The 20,700-nt window shown below is 71.5% G+C and carries 23 protein-coding genes and 1 riboswitch; of the genes, 14 read left to right on the top strand and 9 right to left on the bottom strand.

Annotated elements, in window-relative coordinates; translation table 11 throughout:
* The first annotated feature begins 42 nt into the window (after positions 1-42).
* The 3 genes from AC0693_RS04665 to otsB all read left to right on the top strand — a co-directional run bounded on the left by AC0693_RS04665 (position 43) and on the right by otsB (position 2,549).
* Positions 43-1,347 (top strand): ABC transporter substrate-binding protein, encoded by a 1,305-nt coding sequence (locus AC0693_RS04665; protein ID WP_469318013.1) that lies wholly within the window; start codon positions 43-45, stop codon positions 1,345-1,347.
* A gap of 74 nt (positions 1,348-1,421) precedes the next feature.
* Entirely contained in the window at positions 1,422-1,658 is a 237-nt protein-coding gene (locus tag AC0693_RS04660; RefSeq protein WP_330331765.1) for a DUF3263 domain-containing protein, read from the top strand.
* 33 nt (positions 1,659-1,691) lie between these two features.
* Positions 1,692-2,549 carry a trehalose-phosphatase gene (gene otsB, locus AC0693_RS04655; protein ID WP_478800947.1) on the top strand — a complete coding sequence of 286 codons (858 nt, stop codon included), beginning with the start codon at positions 1,692-1,694 and terminating at the stop codon, positions 2,547-2,549.
* Between the two features lie 350 nt (positions 2,550-2,899).
* Here otsB and AC0693_RS04650 read toward each other — a convergent pair whose 3' ends face one another.
* Positions 2,900-4,327 carry an alpha,alpha-trehalose-phosphate synthase (UDP-forming) gene (locus tag AC0693_RS04650; RefSeq protein ID WP_356416442.1) on the bottom strand — a complete coding sequence of 476 codons (1,428 nt, stop codon included), beginning with the start codon at positions 4,325-4,327 and terminating at the stop codon, positions 2,900-2,902.
* 79 nt (positions 4,328-4,406) lie between these two features.
* Positions 4,407-5,357 carry a glucosyl-3-phosphoglycerate synthase gene (locus tag AC0693_RS04645; protein ID WP_478740482.1) on the bottom strand — a complete coding sequence of 317 codons (951 nt, stop codon included), beginning with the start codon at positions 5,355-5,357 and terminating at the stop codon, positions 4,407-4,409.
* A gap of 194 nt (positions 5,358-5,551) precedes the next feature.
* Positions 5,552-5,699: riboswitch (SAM riboswitch) on the top strand.
* On the opposite strand from AC0693_RS04645, the gene thrC reads away from it, so the two are divergent.
* The 4 genes from thrC to groL all read left to right on the top strand — a co-directional run bounded on the left by thrC (position 5,693) and on the right by groL (position 9,927).
* Positions 5,693-7,003: a threonine synthase gene (gene thrC, locus AC0693_RS04640; RefSeq protein WP_478800946.1), complete on the top strand. Its 1,311-nt coding sequence runs from the start codon at positions 5,693-5,695 to the stop codon at positions 7,001-7,003. Its footprint overlaps the riboswitch before it by 7 nt.
* Positions 7,004-7,035: 32 nt before the next feature.
* On the top strand, positions 7,036-7,311 hold the full coding sequence (locus AC0693_RS04635) for a ubiquitin-like small modifier protein 1 (RefSeq protein ID WP_469318009.1): 276 nt from the start codon (positions 7,036-7,038) through the stop codon (positions 7,309-7,311).
* A 394-nt stretch (positions 7,312-7,705) separates the two neighbouring features.
* The gene (locus tag AC0693_RS04630; RefSeq protein ID WP_003967346.1) at positions 7,706-7,912 is read left to right on the top strand and encodes a cold-shock protein; all 207 of its coding nucleotides are present in this window, start codon (positions 7,706-7,708) and stop codon (positions 7,910-7,912) included.
* A 392-nt stretch (positions 7,913-8,304) separates the two neighbouring features.
* On the top strand, positions 8,305-9,927 hold the full coding sequence (gene groL / locus AC0693_RS04625) for a chaperonin GroEL (RefSeq protein WP_356416449.1): 1,623 nt from the start codon (positions 8,305-8,307) through the stop codon (positions 9,925-9,927).
* 967 nt (positions 9,928-10,894) lie between these two features.
* Here groL and AC0693_RS04620 read toward each other — a convergent pair.
* Both AC0693_RS04620 and AC0693_RS04615 read right to left on the bottom strand, forming a co-directional pair.
* Positions 10,895-11,230, bottom strand: a complete 336-nt coding sequence (locus tag AC0693_RS04620; protein ID WP_478800945.1) for a helix-turn-helix domain-containing protein — start codon at positions 11,228-11,230, stop codon at positions 10,895-10,897.
* Complete coding sequence (locus AC0693_RS04615) at positions 11,227-11,547, bottom strand: type II toxin-antitoxin system RelE/ParE family toxin (protein ID WP_478801005.1); 321 nt, start codon at positions 11,545-11,547, stop codon at positions 11,227-11,229. The genes AC0693_RS04620 and AC0693_RS04615 overlap by 4 nt, the downstream gene beginning before the upstream one ends.
* 109 nt (positions 11,548-11,656) lie before the next feature.
* Between AC0693_RS04615 and AC0693_RS04610 the strand changes: the two genes are divergently transcribed.
* From AC0693_RS04610 to AC0693_RS04600, 3 genes are all read left to right on the top strand, one after another.
* The gene (locus AC0693_RS04610) at positions 11,657-12,268 is read left to right on the top strand and encodes a phosphoribosylanthranilate isomerase (protein WP_478740478.1); all 612 of its coding nucleotides are present in this window, start codon (positions 11,657-11,659) and stop codon (positions 12,266-12,268) included.
* Between the two features lie 98 nt (positions 12,269-12,366).
* Positions 12,367-13,062: a LamG domain-containing protein gene (locus AC0693_RS04605; protein WP_468469240.1), complete on the top strand. Its 696-nt coding sequence runs from the start codon at positions 12,367-12,369 to the stop codon at positions 13,060-13,062.
* Positions 13,063-13,084: 22 nt separating this feature from the next.
* Positions 13,085-13,489, top strand: coding sequence for a hypothetical protein (locus AC0693_RS04600; protein ID WP_478800944.1), 405 nt, complete (start codon positions 13,085-13,087; stop codon positions 13,487-13,489).
* A gap of 6 nt (positions 13,490-13,495) precedes the next feature.
* Here the strand turns inward: AC0693_RS04600 and AC0693_RS04595 are convergent, their stop codons facing one another.
* Both AC0693_RS04595 and AC0693_RS04590 read right to left on the bottom strand, forming a co-directional pair.
* The gene (locus AC0693_RS04595) at positions 13,496-13,756 is read right to left on the bottom strand and encodes a DUF397 domain-containing protein (RefSeq protein WP_478800943.1); all 261 of its coding nucleotides are present in this window, start codon (positions 13,754-13,756) and stop codon (positions 13,496-13,498) included.
* Entirely contained in the window at positions 13,746-14,576 is an 831-nt protein-coding gene (locus AC0693_RS04590; protein ID WP_478740475.1) for a helix-turn-helix domain-containing protein, read from the bottom strand. The genes AC0693_RS04595 and AC0693_RS04590 overlap by 11 nt, the downstream gene beginning before the upstream one ends.
* Before the next feature lie 114 nt (positions 14,577-14,690).
* Here AC0693_RS04590 and AC0693_RS04585 point away from each other — a divergent pair, with 114 nt between their 5' ends.
* Positions 14,691-14,909 carry a hypothetical protein gene (locus tag AC0693_RS04585; RefSeq protein WP_356411794.1) on the top strand — a complete coding sequence of 73 codons (219 nt, stop codon included), beginning with the start codon at positions 14,691-14,693 and terminating at the stop codon, positions 14,907-14,909.
* 50 nt (positions 14,910-14,959) lie between these two features.
* The gene (locus AC0693_RS04580) at positions 14,960-16,204 is read left to right on the top strand and encodes a serine hydrolase domain-containing protein (protein ID WP_478800942.1); all 1,245 of its coding nucleotides are present in this window, start codon (positions 14,960-14,962) and stop codon (positions 16,202-16,204) included.
* Between the two features lie 24 nt (positions 16,205-16,228).
* Here the strand turns inward: AC0693_RS04580 and AC0693_RS04575 are convergent, their stop codons facing one another.
* Genes AC0693_RS04575 through AC0693_RS04565 form a run of 3 tightly spaced genes read right to left on the bottom strand, consistent with a single transcriptional unit; the run spans position 16,229 to position 19,862 of the window.
* A complete protein-coding gene (locus tag AC0693_RS04575) occupies positions 16,229-17,764 on the bottom strand; it encodes a PTS transporter subunit EIIC (RefSeq protein WP_478800941.1) in 1,536 nt (511 codons plus the stop codon).
* 52 nt (positions 17,765-17,816) lie between these two features.
* Positions 17,817-18,791: an N-acetylmuramic acid 6-phosphate etherase gene (gene murQ, locus AC0693_RS04570; protein WP_478800940.1), complete on the bottom strand. Its 975-nt coding sequence runs from the start codon at positions 18,789-18,791 to the stop codon at positions 17,817-17,819.
* Between the two features lie 12 nt (positions 18,792-18,803).
* Positions 18,804-19,862, bottom strand: coding sequence for a MurR/RpiR family transcriptional regulator (locus AC0693_RS04565; RefSeq protein ID WP_478800939.1), 1,059 nt, complete (start codon positions 19,860-19,862; stop codon positions 18,804-18,806).
* A 104-nt stretch (positions 19,863-19,966) separates the two neighbouring features.
* Between AC0693_RS04565 and AC0693_RS04560 the strand changes: the two genes are divergently transcribed.
* Positions 19,967-20,338, top strand: a complete 372-nt coding sequence (locus AC0693_RS04560; protein WP_356411808.1) for a hypothetical protein — start codon at positions 19,967-19,969, stop codon at positions 20,336-20,338.
* A gap of 11 nt (positions 20,339-20,349) precedes the next feature.
* Positions 20,350-20,622: a DUF4031 domain-containing protein gene (locus AC0693_RS04555; RefSeq protein WP_356411810.1), complete on the top strand. Its 273-nt coding sequence runs from the start codon at positions 20,350-20,352 to the stop codon at positions 20,620-20,622.
* The last annotated feature ends 78 nt before the right edge of the window (positions 20,623-20,700 follow it).

Raw genomic sequence — 20,700 nt, 5'->3', positions numbered from 1 at the left:
CTTACGTGGATCGTACGTACAACCAGGGGTGGACAGAGAGCTGTGAGAGCCCGTTACCTGAGCCTGGCGGCCTCCGGCGCCGCACTGTGCATGACCGCGACCCTGACCGGCTGCGGGAGCGAGGTCCTCGGTGGGAACAACGAGGTGACCCTGCACGTCGTGGCGGCCGACTACGGGGACAATCCGGAGAACTCCTCCGCCGGGTACTGGAAGGACCTCGCCCGCTCGTTCGAGAAGGACCAGCCCGGCATCAAGGTCGAGGTGAACGTCTACTCCTGGACCGAGGTCGACGCCAAGGTCGCCGCGCTCGTCAAGGCCGGCAAGGCCCCCGACATCGCGCAGATCGGCGCCTACGCCGACTACGCGGCCGCCGACAAGCTCTACACCGCCGACGAGCTGCTCTCCGTACAGACCGAGGCCGACTTCCTCGCGCCGCTCGCCGACGCGGGCAAGGTCAAGCGGGTCCAGTACGGCATGCCCTTCGTGGCCAGCACCCGGCTGCTCTTCTACAACGAGAAGCTCTTCGCCGACGCGGGCGTCATCCCGGCGAGCGCCGTCGGCACCGGCAAGGGCTGGCAGCCCAAGTCGTGGGCCGACCTGGAGGCCGCCGCCAAGAAGCTCAAGGCCGCCAAGGTCCCCACCCCCTTCGCGCTGCCGCTGGGCCGCGAGGAGGCGCAGGCCGAGACCATGAACTGGATGCTGGCGGGCGGCGGCGGATACACCGACAACGAGGAGTCCTACGCGCTGGACTCCCCGGACAACGTCAAGACCTTCGAGTACCTGCGCGACACCCTGGTCGGCGGTGGCCTGACCGGCCCCGTCGAGCCCGCCAAACTCGACCGGCAGGCCGCCTTCGACGGCTTCACGCGCGGCGAGGTCGGCATGCTCAACGGCCACCCCACGCTGATCAAGCAGGCCGCCGCGAAGGGCGTGAAGTTCGCCATGGTGCCGCTGCCGACCTCCGACGGCGCGGAGAAGCCCGGCATGGGCGTCGCCGACTGGGTCATGGCCTTCAAGAACGGCCACCGCAAGGAGGCCGGGAAGTTCCTCGACCACCTGTACTCCGCCCCGAACCAGACGGCCTTCACCAGCCGCTACGACCTGCTGCCGGTCACCACCAGCGGCTACCGGTCCATGGACGCGGCCACCGGCCCCGGCGCCACCCAGCTCAAGACCTTCCTCCAGGCGCTGCCCGGCTCGCGGCTCTACCCCGTCGGCAAGGAGTCCTGGGCGGCGGTGAGCGAGAACATCAAGCAGAACATCGGCAAGACCGTCCAGCCGGGCGGCCAGCCCGCCAAGACGCTGGAGGAGATCGGGCGCGCGGCGCGGGCCGCCGACGGGCGCTGACGCCGGCCGCCCGCCGCCCACCGGCGCCGTCCGCCCGCGCGGCCGGTGTCGGTGGCCGGAGTTAACCTGGCGGTATGACGGAGGGCGGGCGGTTGACGGAGACGGAAGCCGCCGTGCTCGCCTACGAAGGGCGCACCTGGCCCGGTCCCGGAGCCAAGGAGCGGGCCATACGGGAAGTCCTCGGGATGCCCCCGGTCCGCTACTACCAGCTGCTCAACGCGCTGATGGACGACCCCCGGGCGCTCGCCCACGCGCCCGGTACGGTCAACCGCCTGCGCAGGCTGCGCGAAGCGCAGCGGGCCCGGCGATAGCCCTCCCCGGGGGCGACCGTTAGGGTCGTAGGCATGGGGAGCCATCCGCACAGCGTGCCTGCCGACAGCCTGCCGATGCCCGTCACCGCCGCCGGACGCGAAGGGCTCGACGCCCTGCTGCGCAACCCGCGCCGGTCCGTCATCGCCCTCGATTTCGACGGCACCCTCGCCGAGATCGTGCCCGATCCCGACCAGGCGCGCGCCCACGCCGACGCCGTGCCCGCGCTGGCCGCGCTCGCGCCGCGCGTGGCGTCGGTGGCCGTGATCACCGGGCGGCCCGCCGGGGTCGCCGTCCGCTACGGGGGCTTCGCCGGGGTGCCGGGGCTGGAGCACCTGGTGGTCCTCGGGCACTACGGGGCCGAGCGCTGGGACGCGGTCACCGGGAGCGTCCACGCGCCCGCCGAGCATCCCGGGGTGGCGGCCGTACGGGCCGAGCTGCCGGGGTTCCTGGACGCGATCGGGGCCTGGCGCGGCACCTGGATCGAGGAGAAGGGGCGCGCGCTGGCGGTCCACACCCGGCGCGCCGAGGACCCGGCCGCGGCCTTCGAGGCGCTGCGGGAACCGCTGGCCGAGCTGGCCGCGCGGCACGGGCTGATGGTCGAGCCGGGGCGGGCGGTGCTGGAGCTGAGGCCGCCGGGGATGGACAAGGGGGTCGCCCTCACCGAGTACCTCGCGGAGACGGGGGCGGAGGCGGTGCTGTACGCCGGGGACGACCTGGGGGACCTGGCGGCGTTCGCCGCCGTGGAGAAGCTGCGGGCCGACGGTATTCCCGGGCTGCTGGTGTGCAGCGGCTCGGCCGAAGTCCCCGAACTGGCCGCCCGAGCCGACCTCACCCTCCCGGGCCCGCCCGAGGTAGCCGCCTTCCTCGCCACCCTGGCCACCGCCCTCTGACCCCGTCGGGGGTGCGCCTCAAACGCCGGCGAGGCTGGATTTCCCAGCCGTCCGGCGCTTGAGGACCCGCCGGAGGCAGCACAAGCCCGCGCGAGGCGGGACTTGTCAGCCGTCCGGCGTTTGAGGACCCGCCGGAGGCGACGCCGGCCCGCGCGGGCCGGATGACCGTCTGCGGCTCGGTGTGCCCTCCGGGGGCGCCTCAAACGCCGGCGGGGCTGGGGTTGGCTGCGCTGCGACCCCGGCTCGGGGCATTCCAGCCGTCCGGCGTTTGAGGACCCGCCGGAGGCAGCGCCAGCCCGTGCGGGGCAGGACTTCCGGCCGTCCGGCGGGGGCCGGGCCGGGTGGGGAGGTTAGGGGAGGGAGGCCAGCTGGGCTTCCAGCCAGGCCGCCGGGGGGAGCGCGGTCGCGGTCGCGGCCAGCCGCTTCGTGCGCTCCGCCCGCTCCCCCTCCGGCATGGACAGGGCCGCGTGCAGCGCAGCCGCCGTCTCCGTGACGTCGTACGGGTTCACCGTCACCGCATCCTCCCGCAGCTCCTCGTACGCCCCCGCCCCCGTCGACAGCACCAGCGCACACCCCGCCTCCGACACCACCGGGATCTCCTTCGCCACCAGGTTCATCCCGTCCCGCACGGGGTTGACCAGGGCCACGTCCGCCATCCGGTACGCCGCCAGCGAGCGCGCGAAGTCGTCCTCGACCGAGACCAGCACCGGCTGCCAGTCCGCCGTACCGAACTCCTCGTTGATCTCCGCCGCCAGCTCCCGCACGGACTGCGTGTACGCGCGGTACACCGCCAGGTCCTGGCGCGAGGGATAGGCGGACGCCAGGTGCACGACGCGCCCGCGCCACTCGGGCCGGGTGGTCAGCAGCTCCCGGTAGGCCAGCAGGCCGCGCAGGATGTTCTTGGAGAGCTCCGTCCGGTCCACCCGCACCACCGCCTTGCGCCCGGCGACCTCCGCCCGCAGCGCCGCCAGCTTGTCGTCGACCTCCGGCCGGTGCGCCAGCGCCCGCAGCTCGTCGCCGTCCACGCCCAGCGCGAAGACCCGTACCGCGGTGCTCCGGCGCGCCCACGCCCCGCGCCGCTCGTGCCCGATCACGTCGCCGTCCGCCGCGGCCACCCCCCGCGCGTCGTCCAGCGGCACCGCGCTCAGGAACGCGTCCGCCCAGGCCCGCGTGTGGAAACCGGCCACGTCCGCGCCGAGCATGCCCCAGAGCAGCTCCTCGCGGACGTACGAGGGCAGGATCCGCAGGTAGTCGGGGGAGGCCCACGGGGTGTGGGTGAAGTGCGCGATCAGCAGGTCCGGCCGCAGCTCCCGCAGCATGCCGGGCACCAGCGCCAGGTGGTAGTCCTGCACCAGGACCCGGGCCCCCGGCTCCGCCTCTGCGGCGAGCGCCTCCGCGAAGGCCCGGTTGTAGGTGGTGTACGACTCCCACGCCCGGTGGAAGGCGGCGTCGAAGACCGGCTCGCGCGGGACGTCGTAGAGGTGGTGGTGGGTGAACCAGAGGACCGAGTTCGCGATGGCGTTGTAGGCGTCGTCGTAGACGGCCGGATCGATGTCCAGCATCCGCACGCCCGGCTCGGCGACCCCCCGGCGGACCGCCTCGCGGTCCGCGTCGGAGAGCGCCGCGCAGATCCACAGGGCGTCCGGCTGCCGGGTGAGGGCGGCGGAGAGACCGGAGACGAGGCCGCCTCCGCCGCGCCGGGCGCTGAGGTTCCCTTCGGCGTCGAGGGCGTACGAGAGCGGGCCGCGGTTCGCGGCGACGAGTACCTGAGAGGCCATGCGGGCAACCTAGCCCGGGCGGGCCGGGCTCAAACCGTGAGCCCCGTCATGCCACCCCGCGCCCACCCGGCCGCACCCGTCAGGCCACCCGCCGGTGGGCGTACTCCTCCACCTCCAGCATCGGCGGCCGCTCCACCGTGTCCACCGGGTGGGTGCGCGGTTCGAAGCCGTCCGGGCCCCGCTCGAACTGGGTCAGTTCCGGCCGCACCAGGTGCCCGCGCGACAGGCGCAGCTGCGCGGTGCGGTAGATCGCGGCGGCCATCCGGCCCAGCGCCCGCCCGTCCTGGTGGCGGTGCAGCCGTACGCCGACGTCCACCTGCGCCAGCGCGTCCAGGCCCGCCGTGTGCAGCGCGTCCACCAGCAGGCCCAGCTCGACGCCGTAGCCGACGGGGAACGGCAGCCGCTCCAGCAGGGAGCGCCGTACGGCGTACTCGCCGCCCAGCGGCTGGACGAATCCGGCCAGCTGCGGCCAGTGCAGGTTCAGCAGCGGGCGGGCGACCAGCTCGGTGACCCGGCCGCCCTGCCCGGGCGCGTCGCCGAGCGGGCGGTCGTACATCGCCTTGACGAACTGCACGTCCGGTTCGGTCAGCAGCGGGCCGACGATCCCGGAGACGAAGGCGGCGGAGAAGTCGCGCAGGTCGGCGTCGACGAAACAGACGATGTCCCCGGTGGTGACCAGCAGCGAGCGCCACAGCACCTCGCCCTTGCCGGGCAGCGCCGGGACCCGCGGCAGGATGTCGTCGCGGTGCACCACGCGGGCGCCCGCGCGCCGCGCGACCTCGGAGGTCCGGTCGCTCGAACCGGAGTCGACGACGACGAGTTCGTCGACCAGCGGGACGGGCAGGCAGGTCATCAGGTCACGGCGGATGACCTCGACGATCGCGCCGACCGTCGCCTCTTCGTCGAGAGCGGGCAGGACGACGCTGACTGTGATGCCCGATGCCCGCTTGGCCGAGAGCAGCCGCTCCAGCGGTCGGTCGGTGGCGGACCAGGAGCGGGCCCCCAGCCAGCGCTCCACCTCTTCCAGCACCTTCAGCACTCCCTGATTCGGTGGTGACCCGGCCATCGTTATGGCCGAAATATGATCCATCTCGCGGTTTGGACGGCTGTCTCAACCATCCATGCCTTCGGTTACAGTCTTGAACAACGCGGAGGACCATCGCATGTCGGGGGTCCCCACGTACAAACGCACGGGTGCGCCGCCAAGGCGCGTTCGCGCCATACCGCTCATCCAGAGGGGCAGAGGGATACGGCCCGTTGAAGCCCCGGCAACCCTCCAGTCGGTCTCGCGCTCATGTACGCAGCGAGGTCCCCGGCTAGGGAAGGTGCCAAATCCGTCTCGTGGCGAAGTGCGCCACGGGGAAGATGAGGAGAAAGGGCCTCGCCGTCATGGCTGTACAGACTGACGTCACCTCTGCCGCGACCACCGTCGATCTCGGACCCGCCGCCGCGCTTTCCTGCCGCGAATGCGCCACCCGGTTCGAGCTCGGTCCCATTTTCGCCTGCGCCGAGTGTTTCGGCCCGCTGGAAGTGGCCTACGACCTTCCGGCCGGTGACCCCGAGGCGCTGCGCGCCGCGATCGAGGCCGGGCCGAACAACATCTGGCGCTACGCGCCGCTGCTGCCCGTCCCCGCCGACGTGGCCTCCAAGCCGAACCTGAACCCGGGCTTCACCAAGCTCGTGGACGCCGAGAACCTGGCCAAGGAGCTGGGCGTCACCGGCAAGCTCTACGTCAAGGACGACTCCGGCAACCCGACGCACTCCTTCAAGGACCGGGTCGTCGCGATCGCCGTCGAGGCGGCTCGCGCCTTCGGCTTCACCACGCTCTCCTGCTCCTCCACGGGCAACCTGGCCGGCGCCGTCGGCGCCGCCGCCGCCCGGGCCGGACTGCGCTCCTGCGTGTTCATCCCGCACGACCTGGAGCAGGGCAAGGTCGTCATGGCCGGCGTGTACGGCGGTGACCTGGTCGGCATCGAGGGCAACTACGACGACGTCAACCGGTTCTGCTCCGAACTGATCGGCGACCCGCTCGGCGAGGGCTGGGGCTTCGTCAACGTCAACCTGCGCCCGTACTACGGCGAGGGCTCCAAGACCCTGGCGTACGAGATCTGCGAGCAGCTCGGCTGGCAGCTGCCCGACCAGATCGTCATCCCGATCGCGTCCGGCTCGCAGCTCACGAAGATCGACAAGGGTCTCCAGGAGCTGATCAGGCTCGGCCTGGTCGAGGACAAGCCGTACAAGATCTTCGGCGCCCAGGCCGAGGGCTGCTCGCCCGTCTCGACCGCCTTCAAGGCCGGTCACGACGTGGTCCGCCCGCAGAAGCCGGACACCATCGCCAAGTCGCTCGCCATCGGCAACCCGGCGGACGGCCCCTACGTCCTGGACATCGCGCGCCGCACGGGCGGTTACGTCGAGGACGTGAACGACATGCAGGTCGTCGAGGCCATCAAGATCCTGGCGCAGACCGAGGGCATCTTCGCCGAGACCGCGGGCGGCGTGACCGTCGGCGTGACGAAGAAGCTCATCGAGAACGGGCAGCTCGACCCGGCGCTGACCACGGTGATCCTCAACACCGGCGACGGCCTGAAGACCCTGGAGGCGGTGGCCGACGACAGCGGCCAGACCGCCACCATCCGCCCCAGCCTGGACGCGTTCCGCGCCGCCGGCCTGGCCTGACCCTCCCCGACCCCCGGAAAGGCAGTAGCGCCATGAGCGTCAACGTCCGCATCCCCACCATCCTGCGCACCTACACCGGCGGCAAGGCCGAGGTCCCGGCCGACGGCGCGACCCTCAGCGAGGTCATCGACTCCCTGGAGCAGAGCCACCCGGGCATCGCCGCCCGCGTCCTCGACGACCAGGGCAAGCTGCGCCGCTTCGTGAACGTCTACGTGAACGACGACGACGTGCGCTTCGAGGGCGGGCTGCAGACGCCGACGCCGGACGGCGCGGGCGTCTCGATCATTCCCGCCGTCGCGGGCGGCTGATCCCCCGCGGCAGCGCTCCACCCCGAATTGCCCTCTCCGGTGAGAAACGGAGGGGGCAATTCTGCTTGGTTGGGCGCGGTAGAGTTGGGGAAGTCCCCACCGCTGTTCTTGCCCGCCGCATATGAACGGGCCGCGGAAGGGTTGACATTGAGTCAACATGCAAGCGCGCTATGAGGCCTTGGCGTCCTTTGTCCGGCCCGAGTTGCCCCGGAATACTCCTAATTTTCACCCTATTTCAAAGTTTTGGCGTGTCCAGAATTCTCGTCGGAATGACCTGTTGCAGACAGCAGCGGTGCGGATACATTCAGCCCCGGTCGAGGCGTTCCGGCGCAAGTTCTGACCCGGGTCCGCGAAGTGCGGTCCTGCGCAAGGGCCAGTAATAGGGGAGTTAGGCATGGCTCAGGGCACCGTCAAGTGGTTCAACGCGGAGAAGGGCTACGGCTTCATCGCGGTCGACGGTGGTGCGGATGTGTTCGTCCACTACAGCGCCATCCAGATGGACGGGTACCGCACCCTTGAAGAGGGTCAGCGGGTCGAGTTCGAGATCTCGCAGGGCCAGAAGGGTCCGCAGGCGGACATGGTCAAGCTCGCTGTCGGCTAGCCGGAGCGATCGACCACCGACAGACGAACACGAGGGGCCCGCATCCCGGGACTAGGGATGCGGGCCCCTCGTGCGTACGGGCTTCCGCGCCGGGGCGTGAGCGGCCGCCGGGGGGCCGCGGGCCTTGCGGCGCCTGGCCGGGGAGGGTGCGCGGGGCGCGCCGCGGGCCACGCCGTTCACCGGGTGTTCCCCCAAGCCGCTTGCACTCGGGGGTGCCGAGTGCTAATCATTGGCGTTAGCACTCTCCTAGTGAGAGTGCTACATAAACGAGGACCGGGTCAGTGAGGCCCGCAGGGTCCGGCGGGAAGAAACCGCCGGGCACGCAGGCCGTCCGTCGCGGGCGCGGGCGCGGTCCAGGAGCAATCCACCGCTGTCCGGGAGGACCACTTCAGATGGCCAAGATCATTGCGTTCAACGAGGAGGCCCGGCGCGGTCTCGAGCGAGGCATGAACCAGCTCGCCGACGCCGTCAAGGTCACCCTTGGCCCCAAGGGTCGCAACGTCGTCCTTGAGAAGAAGTGGGGCGCCCCCACGATCACCAACGATGGTGTCTCCATCGCCAAGGAGATCGAGCTCGAGGACCCGTACGAGAAGATCGGCGCAGAGCTGGTCAAGGAAGTCGCCAAGAAGACGGACGACGTCGCCGGCGACGGTACGACCACGGCCACCGTGCTGGCCCAGGCGCTCGTCCGCGAGGGCCTGCGCAACGTAGCCGCCGGTGCGAACCCGATGGCCCTCAAGCGCGGGATCGAGAAGGCCGTCGAGGCCGTCTCCGCCGCCCTGCTGGCCCAGGCCAAGGATGTCGAGACCAAGGAGCAGATCGCCTCCACGGCCTCCATCTCCGCCGCCGACACCCAGATCGGCGAGCTCATCGCCGAGGCGATGGACAAGGTCGGCAAGGAAGGCGTCATCACGGTCGAGGAGTCGCAGACCTTCGGCCTGGAGCTCGAGCTCACCGAGGGCATGCGCTTCGACAAGGGCTACATCTCGGCGTACTTCGCCACCGACATGGAGCGCATGGAGTCGTCCCTCGACGACCCGTACATCCTGATCGTCAACTCGAAGATCGGCTCGGTCAAGGACCTGCTGCCGCTCCTCGAGAAGGTCATGCAGTCCGGCAAGCCGCTGCTGATCATCGCCGAGGACGTCGAGGGCGAGGCCCTGTCGACCCTGGTGGTCAACAAGATCCGCGGCACCTTCAAGTCCGTCGCCGTCAAGGCCCCGGGCTTCGGTGACCGCCGCAAGGCCATGCTCGGTGACATCGCCATCCTCACGGGCGGCACCGTCATCTCCGAGGAGGTCGGCCTCAAGCTGGAGAACGCCGGTCTCGACCTGCTCGGCCGCGCCCGCAAGGTCGTCATCACCAAGGACGAGACCACGATCGTCGACGGCTCCGGCGACAGCGACCAGGTTCAGGGTCGCGTCAACCAGATCCGCGCCGAGATCGAGAACTCCGACTCGGACTACGACCGCGAGAAGCTCCAGGAGCGCCTCGCGAAGCTGGCCGGCGGCGTGGCCGTCATCAAGGCCGGCGCCGCGACGGAGGTTGAGCTCAAGGAGCGCAAGCACCGCATCGAGGACGCCGTCCGCAACGCCAAGGCGGCCGTCGAAGAGGGCATCGTCGCCGGTGGTGGCGTGGCGCTCCTCCAGGCCTCCTCGGTCTTCGACAAGCTGGAGCTCACCGGCGACGAGGCGACCGGCGCGAACGCCGTCAAGCTCGCGCTGGAGGCCCCGCTCAAGCAGATCGCCGTCAACGGTGGTCTCGAGGGTGGCGTCGTCGTCGAGAAGGTGCGCAACCTGCCGATCGGTCACGGCCTGAACGCCGCGACCGGCGAGTACGTCGACATGATCGCCGAGGGCATCATCGACCCGGCGAAGGTCACCCGCTCTGCCCTGCAGAACGCGGCGTCGATCGCGGCCCTCTTCCTCACCACCGAGGCCGTCATCGCCGACAAGCCCGAGAAGGCCGGTGCCCCCGCGGGCGGCGGCATGCCGGGCGGTGACATGGACTTCTGATCGACTGGGGCCGTCAGGCCCACGTTGATCGGCTGTCTGCAGCCGAAGGCGGCACCCCTGGGGGGTGCCGCCTTCGGGCGTTTTGGGGGGCGGCTTCGCCGCTGTTTGGCTAGGGCTTCGTGCGTCCGGGGTCGGGGTGGTTCCGGGGGCTGCCCGTCAGTTCAACTGTCTCTCCGGTGTGGGCCGTGCCCTCAAGGGCGCTCCTTCGTCGCGTCGCTGCGCGATGGCCTGCGGCCACCCTTGACCGCCCAGCCCACCCCGGAAAGCCAAGAACTGTCGGGCCGCCCCCGGGGGAGGCAGGGGGGAGGCTGCCCATTCCTGGCCGTCCGCGCCCGGCCGAAGGCCGAGTGGGGGCTCATGTGGCGCCCTTTGGGCGATAGGAACGCAGTCAATCGCTACGCGCTTCGCCGAGAGAGGCGTCTGCGGGTTGTTTTGGGCTGGTGAGGGGCGCGGCGGGGCTCAAAGCTCGGCCAGACGAGAGTCCACTCGGGTCAAGGAGCCGTCGACGCTCAACAGTCGCTCAAGATGCCCCTTTTACGGCTGTTTGATCTCCGCTTTTGGGGCGGCTGGGCATCAGATCTGGACCAACACCCATCTGACCGAAGTCTCAGCCCCACGCAGCTCGCTGACGCTTCTCTCGGAGGAGCGCGTAGCGATTAGGGGCGCTCTTTCCGCCCGAAGGGCGGGGCATCGGCCCCACTCGGCCTGCGGCCGGGCGCCGGACGGCAAGCAACGGGGACCCTCCCCCCTGCCTCCCCCCGGGGGCGGCCCGACAGTTCTTGGCTTTTCGGGACGGGGTGGCATGTCAAGAGTGGCCGCAGGCCATCGCGCAGCGACGCGACCGCAGGGAGCGCTCTTGACAGGGCGCCCCGGCACGGGAAGACAGTGGAACTGACGGGCAGCCCCCGGAGCATCACCGACCCCGAAGCTCGAAACCCCGCCCCCCTCGCGGCGAAGCCGCGACCGGTTACGCGGCCGGGTGGGCCACGAATGCAACCTCTTCGTGGTCATGGCCGAGGTCGATGGTCAAGGATGCGTCCAGTGCGTGGGCGAGGCGGCGCAGCAGGGGCAGCGTGGGGACGGCGTCGGCCCCTTCCACGCGGGACACCTTCGCCTGGGTGAGCCCCGCCCGCTCGGCCAGCTGAGCCTGGGACAGGCCGAGTGCCTTGCGTCGGTCGTACACGGCCTTGGCGAACGCCATCGCGAGGTGGATCTCCGCCCGCTCGGCCTCGATCTCGGCCGGCTCGGCGTGCTCCCGCGAGGCCTTTCGTTCGCGGGCCGACTTCCAGCGGCTGTGGTTCATGACGCGTCCCCTCCCTCGCCGCGGCTGTACGTGGAGTGGGCCGGGGCGTGCTCCCGTGCGCACACGATACGGGCCGCCACCGCGCGTTCCACTTGGCCCGGTTCGTGCATGCGCGTCTTGCGGAATACGGTCAGCAACACGATTCTGCGCCCCGGCGCAAACCAGTAGGTGATCCGGGTGGCCACGCCATCGAGCGTGGGTCGCAGCTCGTACACGCCATCTCTCAGCGGACGGGCGAAGGGCATCGGGGTCAGCGACCCGTGGGCTGCCGGCAGCTCGGCGTACTCCTCGACCTTCCGGTAGTGCTTACCGGGCAGCAGGTCCAGTCAGATGCGCACGGCGGGCTCCACCTCGATTACGTGCAGATCCTCGTCCGAGGGGCAGGGCTGTCTGTGTTGACGGCGGGCCGGGTGGTTGACTTCTGGCATGACTGACGTGTTCATCAAGATCTGTGGGTTGCGGACCGCGGCCGATGTCGACGTGGCCGTGGGCGCCGGGGTCGATGCCATCGGGTTCGTTTTCGCCGCGGGCAGTCCGCGTACGGTCGATGCCGCCACGGCCCGTGAGCTGGTTGCCCGGGTGCCGGCGGAGGTGCTCACCGTGGGGGTGTTCCGGGGGCAGTCGGTGGACGAGGTGCGGCGGTTCGCCGAGGAGAGCGGCGTGCGGGGCGTGCAGTTGCACGGTGAGGAAGGGCCCGAGGACTTCGCGGCCCTGCGGGCCGAGGGGCGGACGCTGCTGCGGGCCACCTCCCGGCAGGTGGCGGACTGCGGGGAGTACGGGGAGGACCTGCTCCTGCTCGACGCTCCGGACCCCGGCTCCGGGAAGCCGTGGAACTGGGGGTCGCAGGAGTTCACCGCCCCTCGGGGCCGGTGGCTGCTGGCGGGCGGGCTGGCGCCGGGCACCGTGCGGGAGGCCGTGCTGACCACCGGGGCGTGGGGGGTCGACGTGTCCAGTGGCGTGGAGCGGGAGCGCGGGGTGAAGTCGCCCGAGCTGATCCGTGCCTTCGTGGAGGCGGCCCGCTCGGCGCGCGGGCAGTAAGTGGGTCTGTCGCCTTACGTGTTGGTGTGATTACTCTGAGCGAGAATTCGGGTGTCGGCGCGGCGCTGGGTGGGCAGACCGAAGTCATGGTCTCGGACATGCTCGAACGACTGCGGCGGTTGACTCCGTTCCTGCCGCGCCCGCGCCGTGCTCCCGTCTTCACCGCCGACTTCACCTCGCCCACCCAGTGGATCGCCGGCCGCTCGTGGGCCTATCCCGACGGCGGCCCGGTCAATCCGGGCGACAACAAGCTGGACCACCTCGTCGCCGACCCCGCCTACAGCCGGGGAGGGGTCTTCCGGGCGACGCTGCGCCCCGACGGCGACTGGGACAGCGGGCTGCTCACCACCGAGGGCAGCGACGAGGGCTTCATGGTGCGCACCGGCGACGTGCTGGAGGCCCGGGTGAAGCTGCCGGTGGGCCGGGGCGCGTGGCCCGCGATCTGGACCTGGCGGGACGGCGGGCAGGAGATCGACGTCTTCGAGTACCACCCCGACAATCCCGATCTGCTGGAGCTGTCGAACCACGTCCGTGAGGCCCACCGCTACTACCGCGATCCGGCGATCCGGCCGGGCGAATGGGTCGACCTCAAGGTCGAGTTCGGGCGGTACTCGGCCGTCTGGTGGGTCAACGGCGCGCGCGTCTTCAGTGACGGCCGGGGCGTGGGCCGCTCCTGGCACGCCTACCTCATCGTCAACCTCTCGGTCTCGGCCGGCCGCTACCACCCGGCTCCCGAGCCGGGGGTGACGGAGCTGTCGTACGAGGTCGCGTCGCTCCAGGTGTACCGGCGCTAGTGCCGGAGGAAAGGGGTCCGCGATGACCGTGGCCATGGCCGAGCCCGGCCGGAACGCGGATGGCGTCACGTGGGAGTACCTGCTGCGGAGCCGGCGCGGCCTGGACGTGCCGGAGGGCTGGCGCGCCGAGATCGACGGTGGTCGGATCGTCTTGGCGCCACCGCCGCACCGCCGCCATCACGGGATCGCGGCCCGGGTGCAGCGCGCGCTGTACGGCGCGCTGCCGGAGGCGTGGGCCTACGCCCACGCTCCCGTCCCGGTCTATCTGCTCATCGACCGCTTCGATGAGCACGGCCCCACGGCCACGCTGTTCACCGGGCCCCAGAACGGCGCGTACCGGCACGCGGACCGCGTGCCGTTCGGGGACGAGGTGGTGCTGCCGGAGCCGTTCGCGGTGGCGCTCGATACGGCGGCCTTCCCGCACTGAGTGCGGTCAGAGGGTGCTGACGAAGGCCGTCCAGGCGGGGGCGTCGAAGGTCAGGTGGGGGCCGTCGGGGCGCTTGGAGTCCCGGACCGGGACGATGTCCGGGTGGCCGTGGTCCTCGGCTACCTCTACGCAGTCACCTCCGGTGCCGTCGCTGTAGGTGGACTTCCGCCAGGTGGCCAGCTCCATGCAGCTGCCGCCGCTGCCGTCGCTGTAGCTGGACTTTTGCCACCGAGCCGTCGAGATGTCGTACTCACGCCTACTGGTCATGTTCGTAATCCTCCGCCACGGACTCGATCAAGGCCAGGGACTCCCGCGGTGACAGCGCGCTGGCCGTGAGCAGATCGTAGGTCAGGGTGTGGCGAGCGACTGTGGCCGGATCGTCCAACAGCACGCCTATGGCGTTTCCTTGAACGTAGGCGAGAGGAGGGGCGTCCGCGAAGGTCATCAGTTTGAGGGTGCCGCCCATGGAGGAATGGGCTCCTGCGGTGAACGGCAGCACTTGGACGACAATTCGACGCCTCCGGACCAGCGCCGCGATGTGGCGCAGGGCTTCCGCCATCACCTTCTTGCTGCCGACGATCCGGCGAAGGACTGCTTCGTCAATCACACACCACAACATCGGGGTTGTTGGATCAGAAAGCAGGCGGGCGCGCGCCAGTCGGTTCGTGACCAGCTCGTCGATGACCTCGTCCGTCGCCGTGGGCTGATAGGCGCAGAACACGTCCCGGGCGTAGGCCTCGGTTTGCAACATCCCCGGGAGGGCGAGCGGCGCGTACTCGCGGATCGTTTTTGCCTCGGCCTCCGCCTCGGCGGCCTCAGCGAAGTGGTTCGGATACTTGGACTTGGCCAAGGCGTCGCAGTTGCGGACGAAGAAGCCCCCCGTGTCCAGGATTTCGTCGATCCGGCGGGCGATGTCGAGGTGCATCCGCCGGGTGCCCGCCTCCAGTTGGCCGATGAAGGAGCCGCTGACGAAGAGGGGTTCGCCCAGTTCGGCCTGGGTGAGGCCCGCGCGTTCGCGCGCGACGCGGAGTTCCGCGCCGAGTAGGGCGCGGGGTGAGGAGGAGGGGTCGAGGTTCTTTCGTGCCATGGCAACTCCCTGGGCAACACGTGCCGTTGTTGCGGTGTCCGCATTGAAAGGCTAGCGAGCGGGTCGCCACTCTGTGTGGGGAAAGTGATTACTCAGAGCGAAAGGTGACATGTCATGGTGATGACCCCCAAGGAGCGGCGCCAGGCGGCGGAGGAGGCCGTGGGGCAGCTCAAGGAGGCGCTGGACGGCGTCGGGGTGGTGTTCCCCTCGCTCGGGGTGGACGTGGTGTCGGCGGCCGGGACGTACGGGCTTCCGCTCGTGGACCTGGGACGGTGCAACCTGGACACCGCGATGCGGCTGGCAGCGGTGCTCCACGAGCGGGCTCACCCGTGACCGCCTACGCTGAAAACTCGGGTTTGTCCTCGTATGGCAGGAGTCCGGCCATGACGCACTCGTCCAGTCGGTTGCGCAGGGGGGCCGTGACCGTCGTCGCGGTCGGGACGCTGTTGGTGCCGGTCGCGGGTGGGGCCGCCTTCGCGCAGGGGGCGTCCGTACCGGCCGTCTCCGCCGCGACCGATCCACCGGTCGCGCCCGGGACCGTACGGGACCTCACGCCCGCCGTGGCGCGGCAGCTGGACGCGGCCGTGCAGCAGGTCCTGCGCGACGCGAAGGTGCCCGGGGTGAGCGTGGGGATCTGGACGCCGGACAAGGGCGAGTACGTACGGTCCTTCGGGGTCGCCGACAAGGCCAACGGCCAGAAGATGACGCCGGACCTCTACACGCGCATCGGCAGCGAGACCAAGACCTTCACGGTGACGGCGCTGCTCCAGCTCGTGGACCAGGGCAAGGCGGGACTGGACGACCCCATCGGGAAGTTCATCGACGGCGTGCCGAACGGCGACCGGATCACCCTGCGCCAGCTCGCCGAGATGCGCAGCGGGCTCTTCAACTACTCGGCGGACCCGGGCTTCTACAAGGCGCTGACCTCGAATCCCGACAGGCCGTTCACGCCGCAGCAGCTGCTCGACTACTCCTTCAAGCACCCCGTGCTGTTCGAGCCGGGAGCGCGGTTCTTCTACTGCAACACCAACCTCATCCTGCTCGGCCTGGTGGTCGAGAAGCTGAGCGGACAGCAGCTCGCGGACTACGTGCACGAGCACATCACCGTCCCGGCGGGGATGGACAAGACGCTCTTTCCGAAGGGCGCGGAGTTCCCGGAGCCGCACGCGCAGGGCTACACCGAGCAGACGGCCAGCGGGAAGCTGGAGGACTCGGCCGACTGGAACCCGTCGTGGGGGTGGGCGGCCGGGGCGATGATCTCGACCCTGGACGACCTGCGCATATGGGCGCCCACCGTGGCGACGGGCGTGCTGCCCGACGGGAAGCCGCTGATCAGCGCGGCCACGCAGAAGGAGCGGCTGGACACGGTGAAGACGACCATCCCGGGGGCCGGTTACGGCCTCGGCATCTTCCGGGTGCAGGGGTGGATCGGGCACAACGGTTCGCTGCCGGGCTATGAGTCGCTGACCATGTACCTGCCGGAGGCGAAGGCGACCCTCGTCGTGGTGCTGAACACCGACGTCGACTACAACGGCGCGGAGCCCACCACGGTCTTCGGGGAGGCGATCACGAAGATCGTCTCGCCGGGGAACGTGTTCAACCTGCCCGCGCAGGCGGCGGCCCGCTGACGGGGCCGCGCCCACGGGCGGCCGTTACGACATCGCCGGTTCCTGTGCGGGGACCGGCGAAGCCGTGGACGCGGCGGTGGCGGCCGGGTCCGCTTCCGGGTCGGTGTTCAGGTCCGTCAGCATCTGCCGGGTGAAGCCGAAGAAGTAGGTGGCGAGGAAGCCGGTCGCGTAGCCGACGGCCAGGCCGCCCGCGTAGATGGCGACGGTCGCGCCGAGCCCGGCCTTGCCGTTGAGCAGCGGGAACAGGGCCCAGCCCGAGGGGCCGATGGCGGTCGAACCGAAGGCCACGCCCAGCTGGTTGAAGAGGCCGACGAAGGCCCCGCCCGCCGCGCCGCCGACGCAGGCGGTGACGAAGGGGCGGCCCAGCGGCAGCGAGACGCCGTAGATCAGCGGTTCGCCGACGCCGAGGAAACCGGCGGGGAGCGCGGACTTGATGGTGCGGCGCAGCGAACCGTTGCGCGGGAGGCGGCAGTAGACCGCGAGGGCCGCGCCGACCTGGCCGGCGCCCGCCATGGCGAGGATCGGGAGCAGGACGGTGTAGCCGGTCTGCTCGATCAGGGTGGTGTGGATCGGGATCAGGGCCTGGTGCAGGCCGAGCATGACCAGGGGGAGGAAGAGCCCGCCGAGGACCAGACCGGCGAAGGCGCCGCCAGTGGCGAGCAGCCAGGTGGCGAAGGTGCCGATGGCGTGGGCGGCCTCACCGGCGAGGAACATCAGGCCGAAGATCGTGACCAGGCCGGAGACCAGCACGGTGACGGTGGGGGTGACCAGGACGTCGAGGGTTTCGGGGACCAGGCGGCGGCACCACTTCTCGACGTGCACGGCGAGCAGCGCGGCGGCGAGGGCGCCGAGCACGCCGCCCTGGCCGGGGGAGAGCTGCTGACCGAACACGTCGATCTTCGCGACGCCGGGGAAGACGATGATCGCGGCGACGGCGCCGCCGAGGATGGGCGTGCCGCCGAACTCCTTGGCCGTGTTGTAGCCGACGAAGACCGCGATCAGCGACATGAAGCCGGAGGCCATCGCGGCGAGCGCGGGGACGAGGGCGGGCAGCCAGCCGGCGTTGGTCAGCAGGCCGTTCAGGCCCGCGATGATGCCGCAGCCGATGAGGGCCGGGATCAGCGGGACGAAGATGTTCGCGACGCGGCGCAGGAAGAGTTTGACGGGGGTGGAGTTCTTCGCCTTCTGCGCTTGCCGGAGGGCGGCGCCGCGGGCGGCGAGCGCGTCGGCGGTCACCGCGTCGGCGGGCGCCGGGGTGTGGTCGGCCGCCGGGGCGTCGGCGGGCGGGGGCGCGGCGGTGCGTTCCTCGGCGACGAGGGCTTCGAGTTCGGGGGTGACGCGGGCGACGGTGCCCGGGCCGAGGACGATCTGGTAGGTGTCGTCCTCGACGACGCCCAGGACGGCGGGCAGGGCCTTGAGGGCCTCGTCCCGGACCAGGCTGCGGTCGCGCAGGCCGATGCGCAGGCGGGTCATGCAGTGGGCGATCGAGGTGATGTTGTCGGAGCCGCCGACCAGCGGAAGGATCGCGGCGGCGGTGGCGCGGTTCTTGTCTGTGGACACGGTGCGGGTCGTCCCTCGGTGGTGGGTGGTCGGGGTGGCGGGGCCGACGGGGTCAGCCGGTGACGGGAGCGGGGGCGGGGGCCGGGGCCGGGGCGGCGGCCAGGGCCTCGCGGAGGTGGCCGTGGGACGACTTCAGCAGGGCGGCGGCCCGGGGGGCGTCGACCGCGCCGAGGATGACCAGGATGGCGTGCTTGACCTCCCCGTCCGTGGCGGTGAGCGCGGCCTCGATCTCCTCGTCGGGGGCGCCGGTGGCCAGGGCCACGATGCGGTGGGAGCGGGCGCGCAGCTTCTCGTTGGAGGCGCGCAGGTCGACCATCAGGTTCCCGTAGGTCTTGCCGAGCCGGATCATCACGACGGTCGAGACGAGGTTCAGGACCAGCTTCTGCGCGGTGCCCGCCTTGAGCCGGGTGGATCCGGTGAGCAGTTCGGGGCCGACGACGACCTCGACGGGGTGGTCGGCGGCCGCGCCGAGCGCGGAACCGGCGTTGCAGGACAGGCCGACGCTGAGGGCGCCGCGGGTACGGGCGAACTCGACGGCGCCGATCGCGTACGGGGTGCGCCCGGAGGCCGAGATGCCGATGACCGTGTCGTCGGCGGTCAGGCCTAGGGCGGTGAGGTCGGCCACCGCCAGGTCCGCGGAGTCCTCGGCGCCCTCGACGGCGCGGACCAGGGCGGAGGGGCCGCCCGCGATCAGGCCGACGACCTGGCCGGGGTCGGTGTTGAAGGTGGGCGGGCACTCGCTCGCGTCCAGGACGCCCATCCGGCCCGCCGTGCCCGCGCCCGCGTAGATCAGCCGTCCGCCCCGGGCCATGCGCTCGGCGATGGCGTCGATGGCGGCGGCGATGCGCGGCAGCTGCCCGGCGACGGCGGTGGGGACGGTGGCGTCCTCGGCGTTCATGGTGAGGGCGATGTCGAGGGTCGGCAGCCGGTCGATGTCGGCCAGCTCGGGGCGGAACGCCTCGGTGGTGAGGGTCTCCAGCTGGGCGCGCAGGGCGGCGTGGGCGTCGGCGGCCGGGTCGGTGGTCATGGCGGTGGGCTCCTAGGGGGCGGTGCCGGGGGTGCGGGGAACGCGGGGCGTACGGGCGCTGCGGGCCGGGGTGCTGCTGCCGGCGCGGGGGGCGGCGGGCGCGGAGGCGCGGTGGCGGGGCGCGAGGGCTTCGTAGGAGGCGGCCAGGGCGGGGGCGGCCGTGGCGAAGGAGCGCTGCGCGACGCCGACGAAGAGGCAGTCGACGACGAGCAGCTGGCCGGTGCGGCTGGACATGGCCGCCGGGCGCAGCTCGGTCTCCCGGGCGGCGGAGGTGGCGAGCACGAGGTCGGCGTAGCGGGCGACGGGACCGCCGGGGCGGCCCGTTATGGCGATGGTGGTCGCGCCGCGCTCGAAGGCGTGGCGCAGCGGCTCGATCACGTCGCCGGTGGAACCGGAATGCGTGATCGCGATGGCGACGTCCCCGGGGCGCAGCAGGACCGCGTTGGTGATGGCCAGGTGCGGGTCGCCGTGCGCGTGGGCGATGAGGCCGATGCGGAGCAGCTTCTGCGCGAGGTCCTGGGCGACGAGGGCGGAGGCGCCGACGCCGTAGAGGTCTGTGCGGCGGGCGCCCGCGAGCGCGGTGACGGCCGCCTCCAGCTGGGCGTGGTCCAGGCCCGCGGCGGTCTCGGCGAGGGTGCGCTGCTCCTCGTGGGCCAGCTTGGCGACGACGTCGGCGATCGGGTCGTCGACGGCTATGTCGGCGGTGAGGGCGGGGGAGGTGCCGGACTCCTGGCGGGCGGCGATGGCGGCGAGGGCCAGGCGCAGGTCCCGGTAGCCGGGGTAGCCGAGGAGGCGGGCGGTGCGGACGACGGTGGCCTCGCTGGTGCCGGTGCGGGCGGCCAGGGCGGTGACGGTGAGCTGCGAGCAGTCCGCCGGGTCGGCGGCGACGGCTTCGGCGACGATCTGCATGGAGCGGGTCATCGAGGGGCCGAGCGTGCGGATCTTGGCGCGCAGGGTCTCGGGGCCGGGGCCGGGGCCGGGGCCGGGGCCGGGTGCGGGGCCGCGGCCGGGGGTGGCCGCGGGGGCCGCCCCGGCGGACGCGCTGAAAGTTTCCTTCTCGGTTTCGCTCACCTCTGAAAGATATTTTCAGGCGGTTCCGGGCGTCAAGGAGCCGTGCGGCCCCTCCTTTGGGGGGCCTTCGCCACTTCGCGTGCCGCGGGTCCACAATGACTCGTATGGACCACGCGACCCCTCTGGAGCAGGCGCTGCACGCCGCTCGCGCTCTCGTACTCGCCGACCTCATCGCGGGTGAGGTCGCGGACGCCGACGTCGTCTCCCTCGTCGAGGACTCGGTCGTGCACCGCCGTTGGTGGGCGGAGCAGTGGCCGGAGGGCGCCGGCTACCTCGCCGGGCTCGTCGCCCAGGACGTGCAGGACGCGCTCCTGGAGAAGTACGGGCGCTGGCCGCTCTGCCCGGTCTGCTCGCACGCCGATCTCCACGCGCTCGACGTGGACCCGGAGTTGGGGCCCGATCCGCACTGGGTGTGCGGGAAGCAGGGTGTGAAGGTGGCCGCCGTGGGCGGCCTCGGACCCGTTCTCGGGCGCTAGGGGGACAGGGGGTGACCCTCTACATCGATCCGCCGACCTGGCCGGGGCACGGCCGGATGTGGTCGCACCTGGTCAGCGACGTCTCGTTCGAGGAGCTGCACGCCTTCGCGGCGGCCATCGGCTGCCCGGAGCGCGCCTTCGAGCGCGATCACTACGACGTCCCCTCGCACCGGTACGCGGACGCCGTGCGCGCGGGCGCGGTCGAGGTGGGCAGCAAGGAGATCGTCCGCCGGATCACGGCGGCGGGGCTGCGCCGCCCGAAGGGCCGCCCGGCCGCTCCGTAAGCCGCCGCCTGTGCATATGGCAAGGGCAAGATCGCGCCACGCGGCCGGTGGCGCGGCGCGGAGGGCCTGCGGGGCGTT

Source organism: Streptomyces sp. NPDC043876 (genome assembly GCF_056435825.1).
Note: the sequence above shows the minus strand (reverse complement) of the source record. Positions and strands in the feature narration are given on the sequence as shown.